A 21,162-nucleotide genomic window follows, 5' to 3' on the forward strand; every position below is an offset into this window, starting at 1 on the left:
GGATTGCGCTGTTCACGGCGCTGCTCTTAATTCAGGCCGGATAGGGTGTTTTTACCGCTATCCGGCAGTGCCCGAAGAGGCATAAAACGGTATGGCGTTGAAGATTTTTTCAGCGCCATTTTTATTTACGCGTGGAAAGGAAATCCCTACGCAAACGTTTTCTTTTTCTGTTAGAATGCGCCCCGAACAGGACGACAGGGCGTTAAATCGTGGGACACTTATGGTCTGGATTGATTACGCCATTATCGCGGTGATTGGTTTTTCCTGTCTGGTTAGCCTGATCCGTGGCTTTGTTCGTGAAGCATTATCGTTGGTGACTTGGGGTTGTGCTTTCTTTGTCGCCAGCCATTACTACACTTACCTGTCTGTCTGGTTTACGGGCTTTGAAGACGAACTCGTTCGAAATGGGATTGCTATCGCGATACTGTTTATCGCGACACTTATCGTCGGCGCTATCGTTAACTTTGTGATAGGCCAACTGGTAGAGAAAACAGGCCTGTCGGGTACCGACAGGGTGTTGGGGATCTGCTTTGGTGCTCTGCGAGGAGCGCTGATCGTCGCCGCCATACTGTTCTTTCTCGATACCTTTACCGGTCTGTCGAAAAGTGAAGACTGGAGCAAGTCGCAGCTGATCCCGCAGTTCAGTTTCATCATCAGATGGTTCTTTGACTATCTGCAAAGCTCGTCAAGTTTCTTGCCCAAAGTATAAACTTTGGGTTGTTGCTGAACGAGGAAAAGACGTATGTGCGGTATTGTCGGTATCGCCGGTGTTATGCCGGTAAACCAGTCGATTTATGACGCGTTAACGGTGCTCCAGCATCGTGGTCAGGATGCCGCAGGCATCATCACCATTGATGCCAACAACTGCTTCCGCTTGCGTAAAGCAAACGGAATGGTGAGCGATATTTTTGAAGCGCGCCATATGCAGCGTTTGCAGGGCAATATGGGCATCGGTCATGTGCGTTACCCAACGGCTGGCAGCTCCAGCGCCTCCGAAGCTCAACCTTTTTACGTCAACTCACCGTATGGCATCACGCTTGCCCATAATGGCAACCTGACCAATGCGCATGAGCTGCGTAAAAAGCTGTTTGAAGAAAAGCGCCGCCACATCAATACCACTTCAGACTCTGAAATTTTGCTGAATATTTTCGCCAGCGAGCTGGATAACTTCCGCCATTATCCGCTGGAAGCCGATAATATTTTTGCTGCTATTGCGGCAACCAACCGCCAGATCCGCGGCGCCTATGCCTGCGTGGCGATGATTATCGGCCACGGTATGGTTGCCTTCCGCGATCCTAACGGTATCCGTCCGCTGGTACTGGGTAAACGCGATATCGGGGATGGTCGTACCGAGTATATGGTAGCCTCCGAGAGCGTGGCGCTGGATACGCTGGGCTTTGAATTCCTGCGCGATGTTGCACCTGGCGAAGCGGTGTATATCACCGAAAAAGGTCAACTGTTTACTCGCCAGTGTGCCGATAACCCGGTTAGCAATCCGTGCCTGTTTGAATACGTTTACTTCGCACGTCCTGACTCCTTTATCGACAAGATTTCCGTCTACAGCGCCCGTGTAAATATGGGGACCAAGCTTGGCGAAAAAATTGCTCGTGAGTGGGAAGATCTGGACATTGACGTGGTGATCCCGATTCCGGAAACCTCCTGCGATATCGCGCTGGAAATTGCCCGTATTCTCGGTAAGCCGTACCGTCAGGGTTTTGTGAAAAACCGCTACGTGGGACGTACCTTTATCATGCCCGGCCAGCAGCTGCGCCGTAAATCCGTGCGCCGTAAGCTGAACGCCAACCGTGCGGAATTCCGTGATAAAAACGTGCTGCTGGTGGATGACTCCATCGTGCGCGGTACCACCTCGGAACAGATTATCGAGATGGCGCGTGAAGCCGGAGCGAAGAAAGTGTATCTGGCCTCTGCGGCCCCGGAAATTCGCTTCCCGAACGTTTATGGTATCGATATGCCTACGGCGACGGAGCTGATTGCTCATGGTCGCGAAGTGGACGAGATTCGCCAGATAATCGGTGCAGACGGTCTTATCTTCCAGGATCTAAACGATCTGATTGAAGCGGTCCGCGCTGAGAACCCGGATATTCAGCAGTTTGAATGTTCAGTGTTTAACGGCGTGTACGTCACCAAAGACGTCGACCAGCAATATCTCGATTTCCTTGACTCCCTGCGTAATGACGATGCCAAAGCAATTTTGCGTCAGAACGAAGCGGAAAACCTCGAGATGCATAACGAAGGGTAATGTTCTGTTGCAGGTCAGGACACATAGAGTGGACTGACTTGCAACTGCGCATAAAAACCTGCAAAGTCAGCCCTGAAGCAAGTAAGGGCGAAAAAATGAAACGACTCATTGTAGGGATTAGCGGTGCCAGTGGCGCGATTTATGGCGTGCGCCTGCTGCAGGTTTTGCGTGACGTTACTGATGTGGAAACCCATCTGGTGATGAGTGCTGCTGCCCGACAGACGCTGGCGCTGGAAACAGACCTCTCTGTACGCGACGTGCAGGCACTGGCGAATGTAAATCACGATACGCGCGATATCGCCGCCAGTATCTCTTCCGGCTCTTTTCAGACCGCCGGAATGGTAATATTACCTTGTTCAATCAAAACGCTTTCAGGCATCGTCCACAGTTACACCGATGGGCTGCTTACCCGTGCGGCAGACGTGGTGTTGAAAGAACGCCGCCCGCTGGTGCTGTGCGTGCGTGAAACGCCCCTGCATCTGGGGCATCTGCGACTGATGACGCAGGCGGCAGAAATTGGCGCGGTGATTATGCCGCCAGTCCCGGCATTCTATCATCGCCCGCAAACGCTAGATGATGTGATTAATCAAACGGTTAACCGCATACTCGACCAGTTTGATATCTCCCTTCCACAGGATCTGTTCACCCGCTGGCAAGGGGCGTAAAACCGTTCCATCAGCGTGCAAAGAAACATCCGTTGCCCTGTTTCAGGGCAATTTTGTAACCGCGATCATATCCTCAACATTTAATTCGTTAAAACTCAACGAAACGCTGCGGTTCAACCGTCAGACCTGCTATCTTCAAAATCAGGACATTATTGCAACGTTTTATTAACATATTTAACGTCGAATATCCTCATCGACGCGAAAATGGCATAAGACCTGCATGAAAAAGTCTGCAAACACACAACACAACGTAAAACATAATAAAATTACGCCACTTGAGGGTTATGTATGAAGAAGACGGTTCTTGCTTTGTCTTTGCTGGTAGGACTCTCCGCCACCGCGGCCAGCTACGCAGCACTTCCGCAGACGGTTCGTATTGGTACAGATACAACGTACGCACCTTTTTCCTCTAAAGATGCCAAAGGCGACTTTGTCGGCTTTGATATCGATCTGGGAAATGAGATGTGTAAGCGCATGCAGATCAAATGTACCTGGGTAGCCAGCGACTTTGATGCGCTGATCCCGTCGCTGAAAGCGAAAAAAATTGATGCCATCATCTCCTCGCTTTCAATCACTGAGAAGCGTCAGCAAGAGATTGCGTTCTCAGACAAGCTTTACGCAGCAGACTCACGTCTGATCGCCGCGAAAGGTTCCCCAATTCAACCGACTCTTGATTCCCTCAAAGGTAAACATGTTGGCGTACTGCAAGGCTCGACTCAGGAAGCCTATGCTAATGACAACTGGCGCAGCAAAGGCGTAGATGTGGTGGCCTATGCGAACCAGGACCTTATCTATTCTGACCTGACAGCGGGTCGTCTGGACGCGGCGTTGCAGGATGAAGTCGCGGCCAGCGAAGGCTTCCTGAAGCAGCCTGCCGGTAAGGACTACGCTTTTGCTGGTCCGTCGGTGAAAGATAAAAAATACTTTGGTGACGGCACCGGGATTGGCTTGCGCAAAGATGATGCAGAGCTGAAAGCTGCTTTCGATAAAGCGCTGGGCGAACTGCGCAAAGACGGCACCTACGACAAAATGGCGAGCAAGTATTTTAACTTCAATGTCTACGGCGATTAATACGCCGCAGCGGGGAATGGACTGCACCATTGCGGGTAACCATTACGGTGCATAATAAATTCAGTGCACTGTTTTGGTGCTTTTGTCGCTGTCTTAATAAGCATGAGTGCATACTTAAGCGCTTTTCATGCAAATAAATACCGTCGACAGGGTAGAATGCTTTGCCTTGTCGGCCCGATTAATGGCACGATAACTGCACCTGGTCCTGTAAAGATCCCCTATAAAAGACAGTCTGTTGAGGATAGTTATGAAAAAACTGGTGTTGTCTCTTTCTCTGGTCCTGGCTTTCTCCAGTGCTACCGCAGCATTTGCAGCCATTCCGCAAAAAATTCGTATCGGTACCGATCCTACTTATGCGCCGTTCGAATCGAAAAATGCACAGGGTGAATTAGTCGGTTTTGATATCGATCTGGCTAAAGAGCTGTGCAAACGTATCAATACACAATGTACCTTCGTGGAAAACCCGCTGGACGCGCTTATCCCTTCGTTAAAAGCGAAGAAAATCGATGCGATTATGTCCTCGCTTTCCATCACTGAAAAACGTCAGCAGGAAATCGCCTTTACCGACAAGCTTTATGCAGCCGACTCGCGTCTGGTTGTCGCTAAAGATTCTGCTATTCAGCCAACCATTGAGTCGCTGAAAGGTAAACGTGTTGGCGTGCTGCAGGGCACGACTCAGGAAACCTTCGGCAACGAGCACTGGGCGCCAAAAGGCATTGAAATTGTCTCTTATCAGGGGCAAGACAATATCTATTCTGACCTGACTGCCGGGCGTATTGATGCTGCTTTCCAGGATGAAGTCGCGGCCAGCGAAGGCTTCCTGAAACAGCCGGTCGGTAAAGATTACAAATTCGGCGGCCCATCTGTAAAAGATGAGAAGTTATTCGGCGTGGGTACCGGTATGGGGCTGCGCAAAGATGATAACGAACTGCGCGAAGCACTGAACAAAGCCTTTGCCGAGATGCGAGCTGACGGTACTTACGAGAAGCTGGCGAAAAAGTACTTCGATTTTGATGTTTATGGCGGTTAATCACCGCAGGTGCTGATAAAGCCCGTAGATTTTTGACGTGTTGAATTTATGCCTGATGGCGCTGCGCGTATCCGGTCTACAGTGATTTTGTAGGCCGGATAAGGCAAAGCCGCCATCCCGCATTTAACAGTTTGTCTGAAATCAAAAGAGGCTTATTACTCCACCACACACGACAGGACAGGCAGCATGTTGTATGGCTTTTCAGGTGTTATTTTACAGGGCGCAATTGTTACGCTGGAGCTGGCACTTAGCTCGGTGGTACTGGCGGTTCTGATAGGCCTTGTCGGCGCGGCAGCAAAGCTGTCGCAAAGCCGGGCGCTGGCGCTTATTTTCGAAGGGTACACAACGCTTATCCGCGGCGTGCCCGATCTGGTCTTAATGCTGCTCATCTTTTACGGATTACAAATCGCGCTGAATACCCTTACCGATGCAATTGGTATCAGCCAGATTGATATCGATCCGATGGTCGCGGGTATTATTACGCTCGGGTTTATCTACGGAGCCTATTTTACCGAAACATTTCGTGGCGCATTTATGGCCGTGCCAAAAGGCCATATTGAAGCCGCGACGGCATTCGGTTTTACCAGTTCACAAATATTTCGCCGCATTATGTTCCCGGCGATGATGCGCTATGCCTTACCGGGAATTGGCAACAACTGGCAGGTCATTCTTAAGGCCACGGCGCTGGTATCGTTGCTCGGCCTGGAAGACGTGGTGAAAGCCACTCAGCTTGCCGGAAAAAGTACCTGGGAGCCGTTCTATTTTGCCGTAGTGTGCGGGGTCATCTATCTGGTGTTTACCACTGTTTCTAATGGTGTGCTGCTGTACCTTGAGCGCCGCTATTCTGTGGGTGTGAAGAGGGCTGACCTGTGATTGAGATTATTCAGGAATACTGGAAGTCCCTGCTGTGGACCGACGGATATCGCTACACCGGCGTGGCTATCACCCTGTGGCTTCTGATTTCGTCGGTGGTGATGGGCGGGATACTGGCGCTGTTTTTGGCAATTGGTCGTGTTTCCAGTAATAAATTTATCCAGTTTCCCATCTGGCTGTTCACCTATATTTTTCGTGGGACGCCGCTGTACGTCCAGTTGCTGGTGTTTTATTCCGGGATGTATACGCTGGAGATAGTCAAAGGCACGGACTTCCTCAACGCATTTTTCCGCAGTGGGCTAAATTGCACCGTGCTGGCGCTGACGCTGAATACCTGCGCCTATACCACGGAGATTTTCGCCGGGGCTATTCGTTCCGTACCCCATGGTGAGATTGAAGCCGCGCGCGCTTACGGTTTCTCGTCGTTTAAACTGTATCGCTGCATTATTTTGCCTTCCGCGCTGCGTATTGCGCTGCCGGCTTACAGCAATGAAGTTATTTTAATGCTGCACTCCACGGCGCTGGCATTTACCGCAACGGTGCCTGATTTGTTGAAAATCGCCCGCGATATCAACTCGGCAACGTATCAGCCGTTTACCGCCTTCGGTATTGCCGCTGTTCTGTATTTGATTATTTCGTATGTCCTGATCAGTCTGTTCCGTAAAGCGGAAAAACGCTGGTTGCAGCATGTATCCTCTAAATGATTCGAGTAACACGATGTCTGAAAATAAATTAAACGTTATCGATTTACATAAGCACTACGGCGAACATGAAGTGCTGAAAGGGGTATCGCTGCAGGCCAATGCGGGTGATGTTATCAGTATTATTGGCTCGTCAGGTTCCGGTAAAAGTACCTTCCTGCGCTGCATTAACTTTCTCGAGAAACCGAGCGCCGGGTCGATTGTCGTCAGTGGTCAGAACATTGGTCTGGTACGCGACAAAGACGGCCAGCTTAAGGTTGCAGACAAAAATCAGCTGCGCTTGCTGCGCACGCGACTGACGATGGTCTTTCAGCACTTTAATCTGTGGAGCCACATGACGGTGCTGGAAAACGTGATGGAAGCGCCGATCCAGGTGTTGGGGCTGAGCAAGCAGGAAGCTCGCGAACGTGCGGTGAAGTATCTGGCGAAAGTGGGTATTGATGAGCGCGCTCAGGGAAAATATCCGGTGCATCTGTCCGGTGGTCAGCAGCAGCGTGTCTCCATTGCTCGTGCGCTGGCGATGGAACCGGAAGTGTTGCTGTTTGATGAACCCACGTCGGCACTTGACCCGGAGCTGGTGGGCGAAGTGCTGCGCATTATGCAACAACTGGCCGAAGAGGGAAAAACCATGGTGGTCGTGACCCACGAAATGGGGTTTGCCCGTCATGTCTCCACGCACGTGATTTTCCTGCATCAGGGGAAGATTGAAGAAGAGGGCGATCCGGAGCAGGTATTTGGTAATCCGCAAAGCCCGCGTTTGCAGCAGTTCCTCAAAGGTTCGTTGAAGTAAGTCACCTGCCCGGAGGCGCTACGCTTTCCGGGCCTGGGATTTTAGCGCGTCGCACTCCAGACGATAAACCCAGTCGTCGTAGGCGATACCATCAATCTCATACGCCTTTTCCAGTACCTGCGTACGCACGAACCCCGTTTTTTCCAGAATCCGTATTGAGCCCTTATTATCCGCCAGTGCGTAAGCATTTATCGCCGTGACCGCCGCGTGCTCGAAGGCGTACTGGCACACCGCGCGTACGGCTTCGCTGGCAATACCTTTCCCCTGCGCCTGTGGCAAGATGGCGTAGCCGAGGTCGGCTTCATGCGGGTAGAGATGGCTGATTTGCAGACCAATATCGCCGAGCGGCGTCGGGTTGTTGTGCTCGCGGATGACAAAAGTGTGCTGTGCGGCAAGGCGTCTGGCGAATAACAGACGCGTATCTTTCACCGGGGCGATGTTGCCCATATAGCGCATGACTTCAGGACATTCACGTAGTTTCTGGAAAAATGACCAGTCAGAAAACTGAAACAAAGAGAGGGTAAGTCGGGGAGTCGAAATTATCGCCATAACGTCGCCATTGCAGAAATCTGGCCTATAACCTTACCACCACAACGGCGACCGTGAATAGCGCTTAGGGGTTATCGGATGACATCCGCCAGCGCTTCTTCTAAATCGTACCAGCGAAACGCGAAACCGGACGCTTCCAGGCGTTTTGGCAACGCTCGCTGCCCGCCGAGAACCAGCACTGAAGATTCGCCCATCAGCAACCGCATTGCGGTGGCGGGAACGCGCAGAATGGCAGGACGGTTCAGGGCGTGGCCCAGCGCGTGGGCAAACTGCTCATTGTGCACCGGGTACGGTGAAACCATATTGAAGGGACCGCGCAGATCGTTATCCAGCAGCCAGAGAATTCCGTTGACCATATCATCAATATGGATCCAGGCCATATACTGGCGTCCGTTGCCAATTGGTCCGCCTAAGCCAAGACGAAACGGCGGGACCATTTTCGCCAGAATGCCGCCAGCAGAGGCCAGTACCACGCCGGTGCGCAGCATACACACGCGGGTTTTTTCGCTTTGCGCGGTGCTGGCAATTTGCTCCCAGCGGGCGCACAGCTTATGGGTAAATTCGTTATGCGGCGGCTCTTCTTCTGTGACCACCACTTCGCCTAAATCGCCGTAGTAACCGGTAGCGGAACCGGAGATTAGCACTGCGGGCGGTGTCTCGCTGGTATTGATTAAATCGACCAGCTTCTGCGTAATGACCCAGCGGCTCTGACACAGGCGTTCCTTTTGCTGGGCACTCCAGCGCTTGTCCGCAATCGGCTCTCCGGCAAGGTTAATGACGGCATCAATGTCATTGAGATTTTGCCGCTCTTCCAGCCCTTTGGACAGCGTAACCCGGGAGTCGAGAATCTGACGTGCCTTATCAGGAGAACGGGTCACTACGGTTATCTGATGCCCCAGCTCCAGCAAGCGGGGGATCAGATGACGTCCAATCAGGCCAGTACCGCCGGTAATCAGAATCTGCATGTCGCCTCCCGGGTTATGTTTTAGCGCTGCCAGCTCAGCGTCATAGAGACTGAGTCGGCGTAACGTAATGCGTGAAGTTTATCTATCTCTACTTGAGCATAAGTGACCCAGTGATGTTCGCGTGCGATATCGAGCACATCTTGAGTTAATTTTTCTAACAATGAGAAGCGGTTACCCTCCACGTGGGCAATGATGCTCTTGGTGATAGTGCGATAATTCAGCGCGTCGTTGATATCTTCACTGGTACGGGCTTTGTCTGCCGGATAGTGAATGGCAATGTTGATGACGATATCCTGGCGGTTAAGGATCTCCTCTTCTTTAATGCCGATAAAAGTGCGCAGACGAAGGTTTTTTATACGAATAATTGCGTCAGGTTGTGACATTGCAGGTTTCCTCCATGTATGAACCTTTGCATGATACACGAGAACCGAATCGCGTCACCGCTTCTCACTTTGTGCTTGTTGCATGGCGCGTTCCGTTGCGGGACGCGTACGGATGCGTTCATGCCAGTTATTGACCGCCGGGTAGTTGTCGAGGTCGATGCGCTGACGCTGATGGGCGTGGATCCACGGCCAGCAGGCAATGTCGGCAATGCTGTAGTGATCGCCTCCCAGCCAGGGGGACGTTTCCAGACGTTTATTCATCACGTTGTACAGGCGCTGGGTTTCAACCTGGTATCTTTCAATGGCGTAGGGAATCGTTTGTGGGGCGTAGTGGCTAAAATGATGATTCTGACCCAGCATGGGTCCGAGGCCGCTGACCTGCCAGAACAACCACTGCAGCGTAGTGTGGCGTTCACGTAACTCACCGCTCAGCAGCTTACCGCTCTTTTCTGCCAGATAGAGTAATATTTCTCCGGACTCAAACAGGCTGATGGGCTTTCCGCCGTCTACCGGGGCACTGTCGATAATGGCCGGGATTTTATTGTTTGGTGAGATTTGCAGAAAATCAGGGTGAAACTGGCTACCTTTGCTGATATCGACATGAATCAGACGGTATTGCAGCTGCGCCTCTTCAAGAAACAGCGTTATTTTGTGACCGTTTGGCGATGGAGTGTAATAGAGATCGATCATTTTCAGCGTCCGTTTTGTCATGAACCGGGTCATAACAAGTATAGAGCCTGTTGGCGTGCGTGAGTTTTCATCAAGTGACAGTGAGAGAAAGACTCTATATTTTGAAGGCAAGCCAATACATTTCAGAGGACATTATGAGCAAATCTGCAATTACGCTGTGGTCAGATGCCAATTTTTTCTCCCCTTACGTGCTGTCTGTTTATGTCGCTCTGCAAGAGAAAGGACTGCCTTTTACGCTGAAAACCGTTGATCTCAACAGCGGCGAACACTTGCAACCTTCATGGCAAGGGTATGTGTTAACGCGGCGCGTACCGGTGCTTGAAATCGACGGTTTCGAGCTGAGCGAATCATCAGCGATTACTGAGTTCCTGGAAGAGAGTTTTGCGCCGCCGCAGTGGGAGCGTATCTACCCACACGATGTGCAAAAGCGTGCGCGGGCGCGCCAGGTTCAGGCGTGGATCCGCAGCGATCTGATGCCTATCCGTGAAGAACGCTCAACGGACGTAGTTTTTGCTGGCGTGAAGAAAGGTCCGTTAAGCGAAGCGGGAAAAGTCAGTGCGGAGAAATTGTTCGCCACTGCGAGCCATTTATTGAGCCACGGGAAGCAGAATTTATTTGGCGAATGGTGTATTGCCGACTGCGATTTAGCGCTAATGCTGAATCGTCTGGTCCTTAACGGCGATGAGGTTCCCGAAGCGCTTGCAGAATATGCCGCCTTCCAGTGGCAGCGCGCTTCAGTCCAGCGTTTTATCGCGCTTTCAGCGAAGCGTTCCTGCTGAAAAACGGGGCGTAATCCAGTATCATTACAAGGTACTTTTCAACGAGGAGTGAGTGATGAAACTGATGTTCGCATCGGACATTCATGGTTCGTTGCCAGCCACGGAACGCGTACTTGAACGGTTTGCCGCAAGCGGTGCGCAATGGCTGGTGATATTGGGTGATGTTTTAAACCACGGACCGCGTAATGCGCTCCCGGAAGGCTATGCGCCTGCGCAGGTTGCTGAGCGGTTGAATGCGCTGGCAGCGCGGATTATCGCGGTGCGTGGCAATTGTGACAGCGAAGTGGATCAGATGCTTCTGCATTTTCCGATGACCGCGCCGTGGCAGCAAATTCTGACAGAAAACCAGCGACTCTTTTTGACCCACGGGCATCTTTTTGGTCCGCAAAATATGCCGGCACTCAACGTGGGAGATGTGCTGGTTTATGGGCATACACATTTGCCCGTCGCTGAGCGTCAAGGGGATGTTTACCACTTCAATCCCGGCTCGGTAAGCATCCCGAAAGGGGGCTTTGCGGCAAGTTACGGGATTCTGGATGATAATGTTCTCAGCGTAATGGCACTCAATGATCAAAGTGTTATTGCACAGGTCGAGATTAATCCGTAATTTACCCCACAAACATAAACGCGCCGTAAGAGCGCAAGAAAAAAGAAGGTTTCCTGATGGTGGAACAGCGTCGTTTGGCAAGTACGGAATGGGTGGATATTGTGAATGAAGACAACGAAGTCATTGCACAATCCAGCCGGGAACAAATGCGGGCGCAACGCTTACGCCATCGTGCAACGTATATCGTCGTGCATGATGGTATGGGCAAAATTCTGGTTCAGCGTCGTACTGAGACAAAAGATTTTTTGCCCGGCATGCTGGATGCCACCGCTGGCGGTGTTGTGCAGGCTGACGAGCAACTACTGGACTCAGCGCGCCGTGAAGCGGAAGAGGAACTGGGGATTGCGGGCGTGCCGTTTGCCGAGCATGGGCAGTTTTATTTTGAAGACCAGAACTGTCGCGTATGGGGTGGGCTGTTTAGCTGTGTTTCCCACGGACCGTTTGCGCTTCAGGAAGAAGAGGTTAGTGAAGTTTGCTGGCTGACGCCGGAAGAAATTACCGCGCGCTGCGACGAATTTACGCCGGACTCACTGAAAGCCCTGGCGCTGTGGATGACCCGCAACGCTAAGAATGAAGGGGCGAAAGCCGAAAAGCAGGAAGAAGCTGAGTAAAATCTGCTCATCCGGCCTACAGCGTCGAGAAATCGTGTAGGCCGGGCAATCGTTTTTTAATGGTAACCCATTATCTGCGCGCCAATTACCACCACGCTGGACATAATAAACAGCAGTCCCAACAGCGTGGCGCCTACCTTCAGCCAGTTACGAAAATCCACCCGACACACGCCTAACGTCGCCATCAGCGATGCCGATGTAGGATAGATAATATGACTGAATCCGTCGCCAAACTGGAAGGCCAGTACGGTGACCTGACGGTTTACGCCAACCAGATCGCCTAAGGGTGCTAATAACGGCATGGTCAATGCAGCCTGACCAGAGCCGGAAGTAACGAAGAAATTAAACACCGCCTGGAACAGCAGCATAAACCACGCCGCGATGGCGTTATCCAGCCCGCTGATGCCGTTGGCAATGCTGTGCAGCAGCGTGTTCAACACGCTGGCTTCCCCCGCTTCTCCATTACCGACCAGCAGTAATATGCCCTTGGCAAAACCGACCAGCAGGGCAGGGGCAATCATCATTCGTGCGCCTTCAGTGAATGAGGAGGCCATGATGTTGACCGTCATGCCGTTGAGACGAAAGACCACGCCAATGATGCCAATTACCAGGCCCATGGTGAAGAACTGACTGGCGATCTCAGGAATAAACCACGCGTTGACGATCACGCCCCAGACAACCCAAATCATTACCGCAGTCAGCACCAGCAGCACCAGCCAGTCGCCCAGCGTGAAGCGTCGTTCCACAACGTCGTCCTGCTGTTCGCGAAAGAAACGGTCGGATTCATGTACCCGGGACAAAAGCGGATTCTTTTTGATGCGTGCCGCATAGGCCAGCGTGAAGGTCAGCCCTATCAGGGTCGCAACCACCCACACAATGATACGCAGACCGGAACCAGAGAGTACCGGCACGCCCGCAATCCCCTGCGCGACAACCACGCAAAACGGGTTCATCCATGAGCTGGCAAATCCAATCTGAGTCGCAATATAGGTGACCAGAACGGTGGTGATACTGTCGTAACCTAACCGTACCATTAACGGTGCGATAATAATGGCAAAGGCGACCGCCTCTTCCCCCATGCCAAACACCGCGCCGCCTAATGAGAAGAGAACAAACAGCACCGGGATAAACAGGACTTCGTTTCCTCGCGTATGGCGGATGAGCGCCAGGATGCCGTTATCGATGGTTCCGGTACGCATAACGATGCCGAATGCGCCGCCAATCACCAGCATAAACATAATAATGCCGACGGCAGTGCCGAATTTAGAGCCGGAGGTTAACCCTTCAAACGGAAAATTCATCAGGCCAGGGCGCTCATCACCGGTGGTGAAAAACTGCACCCGGTGATACTGCTCTTCGCCCGCGTCGTTGGTCAGAATTCGAAAAGAATGGGGGTCGACCACCTTACGGGTTTTGGTTTGTCCATCAACCTGATACTGCACTTCCTGACTGTCGAACATCCCGACGGGAACAACCCATGTCGCCAGACTGGTTAAAATGGCAACGAAAAAAATAATCACCAACGTATCGGGCATCGCCCATTTTTTAGCTGGCTGTGTTTCTGTTACTGCTGACATGAAAGACTATCCCTGTTGCAATGCAAAAGAGGATAAGTATGCAAACAGGAGAATAGTTATTCATTGATGCAGCGCATCCTGGCAAATGTTTCAGAATATGCCAACGGGAAAAACAGGTATAAAAAAACCGGAAATATAAGCTATTTCCGGTTTAATAAGCAGAAGTGTTGCCGGATAAGACATCCGGCACACTCGACAGATTACTGCTGCTGTTGGGAAGACTGGATCGCGGTCAGAGCGATGGTGTAGACGATGTCGTCAACCAGCGCGCCACGAGACAGGTCGTTCACAGGCTTGCGCATACCCTGCAGCATCGGCCCGATGGAGATCAGGTCGGCAGAACGCTGTACCGCTTTGTAGGTGGTGTTACCGGTGTTCAGATCCGGGAAGATGAACACGGTAGCGCGACCTGCAACCGGAGAGTTCGGCGCTTTGGATTTTGCTACGTCAGCCATAACGGCGGCGTCATACTGCAGTGGACCGTCGATCATCAGGTCAGGACGTTTTTCCTGCGCCAGACGCGTGGCTTCACGAACTTTTTCTACGTCGCTACCTGCACCAGAAGTACCGGTGGAGTAGGAGAGCATTGCTACACGCGGTTCGATACCGAAAGCAATGGCGGATTCAGCGGACTGAATCGCGATTTCTGCCAGTTGCTCTGCAGTCGGATCCGGGTTGATCGCGCAGTCGCCGTATACGTAAACCTGATCCGGCAGCAGCATGAAGAACACGGAAGACACCAGGGAACTACCCGGTGCAGTTTTGATCAGTTGCAGCGGTGGACGGATGGTGTTCGCGGTGGTATGAACTGCACCAGAAACCAGACCGTCAACGTCGTCCTGTTCCAGCATCAGGGTACCGAGAACCACGTTGTCTTCCAGCTGTTCGCGGGCAACGGTTTCGGTCATACCTTTGTTTTTACGCAGTTCGACCAGGCGAGCAACGTAGCTTTCGCGAACCACATCTGGATCAACGATTTCTACGCCAGCACCCAGCTCAACGCCCTGAGAGGCCGCAACGCGGGTGATCTCATCCGGGTTGCCCAGCAGTACGCAGGTTGCGATACCGCGTTCAGCACAGATAGCCGCCGCTTTAACGGTACGCGGCTCGTCACCTTCCGGCAGAACAACGCGCTTGCCGGCTTTACGTGCCAGCTCGGTCAGCTGATAACGGAACGCTGGCGGAGACAGACGACGGCTGCGCTCAGAGGTCGCGGTCAGGGATTCAATCCAGTCAGCGTTGATGTAGTTAGCAACGTATTCCTGAACTTTCTCAATACGTTCGTGATCGTCAACCGGAACTTCCAGGTTGAAGCTCTGCAGGCTCAGAGAGGTCTGCCAGGTGTTGGTGTTCACCATGAATACCGGCAGGCCGGTTTCAAATGCACGTTCGCACAGTTTAGTGATACGCGCGTCCATTTCGTAGCCGCCAGTCAGCAGCAGGGCACCGATTTCCACGCCGTTCATGGCTGCCAGGCATGCTGCAACCAGCACGTCAGGACGATCGGCGGAAGTCACCAGCAGAGAACCGGCACGGAAGTGCTCCAGCATGTGCGGAATGCTGCGTGCGCAGAAAGTCACAGACTTCACGCGACGGGTATTGATATCACCTTCGTTAACGATAGTGGCGTTCAGATGACGCGCCATATCGATTGCACGCGTTGCGATCAGATCGAAGCTCCATGGCACCGCGCCCAGAACCGGCAGCGGGCTGGATTCTTGCAGTTTAGCCGGATCAACTTTGATCACTTTCGCTTTGGAAGAGTCGTCGAAAATCTCGGACAGATCCGGGCGAGTACGGCCCTGCTCATCAACCGGTGCGTTCAGTTTGTTAACGATTACGCCGGTGATGTTGGTGTTTTTCGCGCCGCCGAAGCTGCTGCGAGTCAGTTCAATACGCTCGTTCAGCTGTTCCGGGGTATCGGTACCCTGAGACATTACGAAGACGATTTCTGCGTTCAGCGTTTTCGCGATTTCGTAGTTCAGAGACTGCGCGAACTGATGTTTACGGGTTGGGACCAGGCCTTCAACCAGTACAACTTCAGCGTCTTTAGTGTTCGCGTGGTAGTTCGCGATGATCTCTTCCATCAGCACATCTTTCTGATTGCTGGACAACAGAGATTCAACGTGGCTCATCTTCAGCGGCTCAGCGGCTGGCAGAGAAGAGTTAGCACGGACGATGCTGGTAGTCTGGTCTGGCGCATCGCCACCGGCACGCGGTTGAGAGATCGGCTTGAAGACGCTCAGACGAACGCCTTTGCGTTCCATTGCGCGGATCACGCCAAGGCTGACGCTGGTCAGACCGACGCTGGTTCCGGTAGGGATCAGCATAATAATACGGGACACGGTTTATCCTCTTTCGTTACCGTCGATGTAGACGGGTTACAAAACAGCACCGCCAGCTAGGCTGGCGGTGTGAAATCAGGCAGTCAGACGGCTCGCGTCTTGCGCGATAACCAGTTCTTCGTTGGTTGGGATAACCACCGCAGGACGGGTACCTTCTTTGTTGATGAAACCAGATTTGCCGAAACGTGCGGCCAGGTTACGTTCGTGGTCAACTTCAAAGCCCAGAACGCCCAGTTTGCCCAGAGACAGTTCACGAACCATCGCTGCGTTTTCACCGATACCACCGGTGAAGACAACTGCATCCAGACGACCATCCATCAGCGCAGTGTAAGAACCGATGTATTTCGCCAGACGGTGACAGTAAACGTCCATTGCACGTTTAGCGTCTTCTTTAGTCGCGTAGTTATCTTCAACATAACGGCAGTCGCTGGTGACTTCGGTCAGACCCAGCAGGCCGGACTCTTTGGTCAGCATTTTGTTGATCTGGTCAACGCTCATGCCCAGGGTGTCGTGCAGGTGGAAGATGATCGCCGGGTCGATGTCACCGGAACGCGTACCCATCACCAGACCTTCCAGCGGGGTCAGACCCATGGAGGTATCAACACATTTACCGTTACGGATAGCAGAAACAGAACCGCCGTTGCCCAAGTGGCAAGTGATGATGTTGAGCTCATCAACCGGTTTGTTCAGAATTTTTGCCGCTTCCTGAGTTACGAAGAAGTGGCTGGTACCGTGCGCGCCGTAACGACGAACACCGTGTTCTTTGTATAGGCTGTATGGCAGAGCATAGAGGTAAGACTCTTCCGGCATGGTCTGATGGAACGCGGTGTCGAACACAGCCACGTTTTTGTCTTTCAGATTCGGGAAGGATTTCAGCGCTTCTGCGATACCGATCAGGTGTGCAGGGTTATGCAGCGGTGCAAAAGAGGCTGCGTCTTTGATACCCTGAATAACAGAATCGTCGATAACCACAGAGCCGGTGTATTTCTCGCCGCCGTGAACAACACGGTGACCAATCGCAGTCAGCTGAGCAGACAGTTCTGGTTTTTGTGCCAGAATAGTATTAACGATAAAATTCAGCGCTTCACTGTGAGCGGCGCCTGCACCTAAAGCCGCTTCTTGTTTACCGCCGTCCATTTTCCACTTGATACGTGCTTCTGGGAGATGGAAACATTCGGCTAAACCAGAGAGGTATTCTTCACCGTTTACTGCATCGATGATGGCAAATTTCAGTGAGGAGCTACCGCAGTTCAGAACCAGTACTAACTTACTCGACATGGAAGTACCTATTTATGATACGTGGCTAAAAAAACGTCAGGAAGTCATAGAGCGTAGCGCATGATGACACCGACGTTTATGATTAACATCATGCGCCATAGTCTTTTTGGGCACGATGGAATAAATACCTTTGAGTCTATGTCATTTTGCGTATTTTTCAGCCAATGGCATACTATGTGTCAATTTGACGACTCAATGATTTTGGACTAAAGGCCTTACAGGCCGGCACAGGATACCTGAATGTGGGTATTAAAGACAAAATGTTTTGAACGATGTCCTTTGTAGTTGTTGTTTTGCACAAATTTTTTAATTTTTATATGTGAAGTTGAGGTAACCGCCATGTCGACACCGGATAATCGTTCCGTCAATTTTTTTAGCTTGTTTCGCCGGGGGCAGCACTATGCGAAGACGTGGCCAATGGAAAAGCGCCTCGCACCTGTGTTTGTAGAGAACCGCGTGATCCGCATGACGCGTTACGCGATCCGTTTTATGCCGCCTATCGCCGTCTTCACCTTATGCTGGCAAATTGCGTTAGGGGGGCAGTTGGGACCGGCCGTGGCGACTGCGCTGTTTGCGCTCAGCCTGCCGATGCAGGGCATGTGGTGGCTGGGTAAACGTTCTGTAACGCCGCTGCCGCCTTCAATACTCAACTGGTTCTACGAAGTTCGGGGTAAATTGCAAGAAGCCGGGCAGGCGCTCACTCCGGTAGAAGGAAAGCCTGATTATCAGGCGCTGGCTGACACGCTTAAGCGCGCCTTCAAACAACTGGATAAAACTTTCCTTGATGATTTGTAATTGACCCCTGATTACGCATATAAAAGAAGGCACAAGATGCCTTCTTTTTTTTCATCGCAGTAGTAGTGATACAGGAGTCCCAAATGGAAATGACCAACGCTCAACGTCTGATTTTGTCTAATCAGTACAAAATGATGACTATGCTCGATCCCACTAACGCCGAGCGTTATCGTCGTTTGCAGACGATTATTGAACGCGGTTACGGCTTGCAGATGCGCGAGCTGGATCGTGAGTTCGGTGAGCTGACGGAAGAAACCTGTCGTACGATTATCGATATTATGGAGATGTATCACGCATTACATGTGTCCTGGACTAATCTTAAGGACGCGCAGGCTATTGATGAGCGTCGTGTGACCTTCCTTGGCTTTGATGCCGCAACGGAAGCCCGTTACCTCGGGTACGTACGTTTTATGGTTAATGTGGAAGGTCGTTATACCCACTTTGATGCGGGTACGCATGGCTTCAACGCCCAGACCCCGATGTGGGAAAAATATCAGCGTATGCTGAATGTCTGGCACTCTTGCCCGCGCCAGTATCACCTGAGTGCGAATGAAATTAACCAAATCATTAATGCCTGAGGGGGCGAGCGTGCAGTGCAAAGGTTTTCTGTTTGATCTGGATGGAACGCTGGTCGATTCCTTACCCGCAGTAGAACGCGCGTGGTGCAACTGGGCCGATCGTTTTGGCCTCGATCACGCCGAGGTGCTCGGCTTTATTCATGGCAAGCAGGCCATTACCTCCCTGCGACACTTTATGGTGGGCAAATCTGAGGCTGAGATCGCCGCGGAATTCACCCGCCTGGAGCAGATCGAAGCGACGGAAACCGCGGGGATCACAGCGCTGCCGGGAGCGGTTGATTTACTCAACCACCTCAATAAAGCGGGTATTCCATGGGCGATTGTGACCTCCGGATCCATGCCGGTCGCACGAGCGCGTCATCGTGTCGCGGGGCTGCCTGCTCCTGAAGTGTTTGTCACCGCCGAGCGGGTAAAAAGAGGCAAACCCGAGCCTGACGCCTATCTGTTAGGCGCCCAGCTTCTGGGTCTTGCGCCACAGGAATGCGCGGTGGTGGAAGATGCGCCCGCTGGGGTGCTTTCAGGACTGGCGGCAGGGTGTCATGTGATAGCGGTCAACGCGCCTGTGGACACGCCGCGTCTGGATGAGGTCGATTTTTCGCTGACCAGTCTGGAACATATTTCTGTGACCAAACAGCCTAACGGAAATGTGGTCGTGGTAAGAAATACCTGAACATGATTTAGCCCCAGATTGTTGGGGCTTTTTTATGGCAGAATCGATCCATCCCTCTCATTTAACAAGGATATGTTGTGAACGGTGAATTGATATGGGTTCTCTCATTGCTGGCGATTGCCGTCGTCTTGTTTGTTACTGGCAGAGTGCGTATGGACGCGGTCGCTTTGCTGGTCATCATTGCCTTTGTTCTGAGCGGAACATTGAGCATCACAGAAGCCTTTTCCGGATTCAGCGATCCTAACGTTATTTTGATAGCGGCATTATTCATTATCGGCGACGGCCTGGTGCGTACCGGGGTGGCGACAGTAATGGGTGCCTGGCTGGTGAAGGTGGCTGGCAGCAGTGAAGTCAAAATGCTGGTGTTGCTGATGATTACCGTTGCCGGGCTCGGGGCGTTTATGAGTTCGACCGGCGTGGTCGCCATCTTTATCCCGGTGGTCTTAAGCGTTTCCATGCGCATGGAAATTTCCCCTTCACGCCTGATGATGCCGCTGAGCTTTGCCGGATTGATAAGCGGCATGATGACGCTGGTGGCGACGCCGCCTAACCTGGTCGTCAACAGTGAACTGTTACGTGAAGGACTTAACGGGTTCAGCTTTTTTAGCGTTACCCCGCTGGGGCTGGTGGTTCTGGTTCTCGGCATAATTTATATGCTGCTGATGCGCTTTATGCTCAAGGGAGAAGATTCCAGGCAGCCGGGAGACGGCTGGAAACGCCGGACCTTTCGCGATCTGATTAAGGAATATCGCCTGACCGGGCGCGCGCGTCGGCTGGCGATTCGTCCCGGTTCTCCTATGATTGGCCAGCGTCTGGATGATCTGAAGCTGCGTGAGCGCTACGGAGCAAACGTGATTGGCGTGGAACGCTGGCGTCGCTTTCGTCGCGTAATAGTCGACGTTAACGGGGTTTCTGAGTTTCGCGCCCGTGACGTATTGCTGATTGATATGTCCGCGGCCGATGTCGACCTGCGTGAATTTTGCAGTGAACAGTTTCTGGAACCAATGGTACTGCGCGGCGAATACTTCTCCGAGCAGGCGCTTGATGTGGGGATGGCCGAGATCTCTCTGATCCCTGAATCGGAATTGATCGGCAAAACGGTACGGGAAATCGCTTTTCGTACCCGCTACGGGCTGAATGTCGTTGGGCTGAAGCGCGATGGCGCGGCTCTGGCTGGAGCGGTGGTGGATGAGCCATTGCTGATGGGCGATATCATATTAGTGGTGGGCAACTGGAAGCTCATCACACTGTTGGGACAAAAAGGGCGTGATTTTGTCGTGCTGAATATGCCCGAGGAAGTCAGTGAAGCTTCTCCGGCGCACAGCCAGGCACCGCATGCGATTTTCTGTCTGGTGCTGATGGTCGCTCTGATGCTCACTGATGAAATTCCCAATACGGTGGCTGCGATCATCGCCTGTCTACTGATGGGGAAATTTCGCTGTATTGATGCCGAAAGTGCCTATAAAGCGATTCACTGGCCAAGCATTATTTTGATTGTCGGGATGATGCCCTTCGCGCTGGCTTTACAAAAAACCGGCGGTGTCGATTTGGTGGTGAAAGGGCTGATGGATGTCGGCGGCGGGTATGGCCCGTATATGATGTTGGGCTGCCTGTTCGTGCTGTGTGCGACTATCGGGTTATTTATCTCCAACACCGCGACGGCGGTGCTGATGGCGCCAATCGCGCTGGCGGCTGCAAAGTCGATGGGCGTTTCACCGTATCCTTTTGCGATGGGGATTGCGATGGCGGCATCCGCAGCCTTTATGACACCTGTCTCTTCCCCGGTAAACACTCTGGTGCTCGGACCTGGCAACTACAGCTTTAGCGATTTCGTGAAGATTGGCGTACCGTTTACCATCATTGTGATGGCGGTGTGCGTGGTGATGATCCCGATGCTGTTTCCGTTTTGATGTTGTTGGCGGATGGCGACGGGGATGTCTTCGCC

22 protein-coding genes are annotated in these 21,162 nt (G+C 52.2%); 15 read left to right on the top strand and 7 right to left on the bottom strand.

Features of this window, described 5'->3' with window-relative positions:
• Window positions 1-220: 220 nt before the first annotated feature.
• The 8 genes from cvpA (at window position 221) to hisP (ending at window position 7,390) form a co-directional block, all read left to right on the top strand.
• Window positions 221-709, top strand: coding sequence for a colicin V production protein (cvpA, locus tag OGV93_RS02505; RefSeq protein ID WP_005129678.1), 489 nt, complete (start codon window positions 221-223; stop codon window positions 707-709).
• 33 nt (window positions 710-742) lie between these two features.
• Window positions 743-2,260, top strand: coding sequence for an amidophosphoribosyltransferase (purF, locus tag OGV93_RS02510; protein WP_005129677.1), 1,518 nt, complete (start codon window positions 743-745; stop codon window positions 2,258-2,260).
• 95 nt (window positions 2,261-2,355) lie between these two features.
• Window positions 2,356-2,925: a UbiX family flavin prenyltransferase gene (locus OGV93_RS02515; RefSeq protein WP_103928413.1), complete on the top strand. Its 570-nt coding sequence runs from the start codon at window positions 2,356-2,358 to the stop codon at window positions 2,923-2,925.
• Window positions 2,926-3,213: 288 nt separating this feature from the next.
• A complete protein-coding gene (gene argT / locus OGV93_RS02520) occupies window positions 3,214-3,996 on the top strand; it encodes a lysine/arginine/ornithine ABC transporter substrate-binding protein ArgT (protein ID WP_006683634.1) in 783 nt (260 codons plus the stop codon).
• A gap of 247 nt (window positions 3,997-4,243) precedes the next feature.
• Window positions 4,244-5,026, top strand: coding sequence for a histidine ABC transporter substrate-binding protein HisJ (gene hisJ, locus OGV93_RS02525; RefSeq protein WP_003028120.1), 783 nt, complete (start codon window positions 4,244-4,246; stop codon window positions 5,024-5,026).
• Between the two features lie 186 nt (window positions 5,027-5,212).
• Complete coding sequence (locus OGV93_RS02530; RefSeq protein WP_016153853.1) at window positions 5,213-5,899, top strand: histidine ABC transporter permease HisQ; 687 nt, start codon at window positions 5,213-5,215, stop codon at window positions 5,897-5,899.
• On the top strand, window positions 5,896-6,603 hold the full coding sequence (gene hisM, locus OGV93_RS02535; RefSeq protein ID WP_003028116.1) for a histidine ABC transporter permease HisM: 708 nt from the start codon (window positions 5,896-5,898) through the stop codon (window positions 6,601-6,603). Before OGV93_RS02530 ends, hisM begins: the two co-directional genes overlap by 4 nt.
• Before the next feature lie 13 nt (window positions 6,604-6,616).
• Entirely contained in the window at window positions 6,617-7,390 is a 774-nt protein-coding gene (gene hisP / locus OGV93_RS02540; RefSeq protein WP_043017062.1) for a histidine ABC transporter ATP-binding protein HisP, read from the top strand.
• An 18-nt stretch (window positions 7,391-7,408) separates the two neighbouring features.
• On the opposite strand, the gene OGV93_RS02545 is transcribed toward hisP, so the two are convergent.
• The 4 genes from OGV93_RS02545 to yfcG all read right to left on the bottom strand — a co-directional run bounded on the left by OGV93_RS02545 (window position 7,409) and on the right by yfcG (window position 9,977).
• A complete protein-coding gene (locus tag OGV93_RS02545) occupies window positions 7,409-7,939 on the bottom strand; it encodes a GNAT family N-acetyltransferase (protein ID WP_072050783.1) in 531 nt (176 codons plus the stop codon).
• 71 nt (window positions 7,940-8,010) lie between these two features.
• Complete coding sequence (locus OGV93_RS02550; RefSeq protein WP_200083849.1) at window positions 8,011-8,904, bottom strand: TIGR01777 family oxidoreductase; 894 nt, start codon at window positions 8,902-8,904, stop codon at window positions 8,011-8,013.
• A gap of 20 nt (window positions 8,905-8,924) precedes the next feature.
• A complete protein-coding gene (folX, locus tag OGV93_RS02555; RefSeq protein WP_016153849.1) occupies window positions 8,925-9,287 on the bottom strand; it encodes a dihydroneopterin triphosphate 2'-epimerase in 363 nt (120 codons plus the stop codon).
• 54 nt (window positions 9,288-9,341) lie between these two features.
• Window positions 9,342-9,977 (bottom strand): GSH-dependent disulfide bond oxidoreductase, encoded by a 636-nt coding sequence (yfcG, locus tag OGV93_RS02560; RefSeq protein ID WP_016153848.1) that lies wholly within the window; start codon window positions 9,975-9,977, stop codon window positions 9,342-9,344.
• Between the two features lie 134 nt (window positions 9,978-10,111).
• On the opposite strand from yfcG, the gene yfcF reads away from it, so the two are divergent.
• The 3 genes from yfcF to yfcD are packed head-to-tail and all read left to right on the top strand — an operon-like array spanning window position 10,112 to window position 11,974.
• Complete coding sequence (gene yfcF, locus OGV93_RS02565) at window positions 10,112-10,756, top strand: glutathione transferase (protein ID WP_094761645.1); 645 nt, start codon at window positions 10,112-10,114, stop codon at window positions 10,754-10,756.
• Window positions 10,757-10,811: 55 nt separating this feature from the next.
• Window positions 10,812-11,363 (top strand): phosphodiesterase, encoded by a 552-nt coding sequence (gene yfcE, locus OGV93_RS02570; RefSeq protein WP_016153846.1) that lies wholly within the window; start codon window positions 10,812-10,814, stop codon window positions 11,361-11,363.
• A gap of 56 nt (window positions 11,364-11,419) precedes the next feature.
• On the top strand, window positions 11,420-11,974 hold the full coding sequence (gene yfcD / locus OGV93_RS02575; protein WP_006683645.1) for an NUDIX hydrolase YfcD: 555 nt from the start codon (window positions 11,420-11,422) through the stop codon (window positions 11,972-11,974).
• A 56-nt stretch (window positions 11,975-12,030) separates the two neighbouring features.
• Here the strand turns inward: yfcD and yfcC are convergent, their stop codons facing one another.
• The 3 genes from yfcC to ackA form a co-directional block, all read right to left on the bottom strand.
• Window positions 12,031-13,551: a putative basic amino acid antiporter YfcC gene (gene yfcC, locus OGV93_RS02580; protein ID WP_016157044.1), complete on the bottom strand. Its 1,521-nt coding sequence runs from the start codon at window positions 13,549-13,551 to the stop codon at window positions 12,031-12,033.
• Window positions 13,552-13,751: 200 nt separating this feature from the next.
• Window positions 13,752-15,896, bottom strand: coding sequence for a phosphate acetyltransferase (gene pta, locus OGV93_RS02585; protein WP_016153844.1), 2,145 nt, complete (start codon window positions 15,894-15,896; stop codon window positions 13,752-13,754).
• Window positions 15,897-15,971: 75 nt separating this feature from the next.
• The gene (gene ackA / locus OGV93_RS02590; protein ID WP_016153843.1) at window positions 15,972-17,174 is read right to left on the bottom strand and encodes an acetate kinase; all 1,203 of its coding nucleotides are present in this window, start codon (window positions 17,172-17,174) and stop codon (window positions 15,972-15,974) included.
• Window positions 17,175-17,513: 339 nt separating this feature from the next.
• Between ackA and yfbV the strand changes: the two genes are divergently transcribed.
• The 4 genes from yfbV (at window position 17,514) to OGV93_RS02610 (ending at window position 21,127) form a co-directional block, all read left to right on the top strand.
• On the top strand, window positions 17,514-17,969 hold the full coding sequence (yfbV, locus tag OGV93_RS02595; protein ID WP_016153842.1) for a terminus macrodomain insulation protein YfbV: 456 nt from the start codon (window positions 17,514-17,516) through the stop codon (window positions 17,967-17,969).
• A gap of 83 nt (window positions 17,970-18,052) precedes the next feature.
• Window positions 18,053-18,547 (top strand): YfbU family protein, encoded by a 495-nt coding sequence (locus tag OGV93_RS02600; RefSeq protein WP_016153841.1) that lies wholly within the window; start codon window positions 18,053-18,055, stop codon window positions 18,545-18,547.
• Entirely contained in the window at window positions 18,540-19,217 is a 678-nt protein-coding gene (locus OGV93_RS02605) for a sugar phosphatase (RefSeq protein ID WP_085951065.1), read from the top strand. Before OGV93_RS02600 ends, OGV93_RS02605 begins: the two co-directional genes overlap by 8 nt.
• A 77-nt stretch (window positions 19,218-19,294) precedes the next feature.
• Window positions 19,295-21,127: an SLC13 family permease gene (locus OGV93_RS02610; protein ID WP_016153839.1), complete on the top strand. Its 1,833-nt coding sequence runs from the start codon at window positions 19,295-19,297 to the stop codon at window positions 21,125-21,127.
• The last annotated feature ends 35 nt before the right edge of the window (window positions 21,128-21,162 follow it).

The organism is Citrobacter sp. Cb031 (genome assembly GCF_030336725.1).
Taxonomy (GTDB): Bacteria; Pseudomonadota; Gammaproteobacteria; order Enterobacterales; family Enterobacteriaceae; genus Citrobacter; species Citrobacter braakii.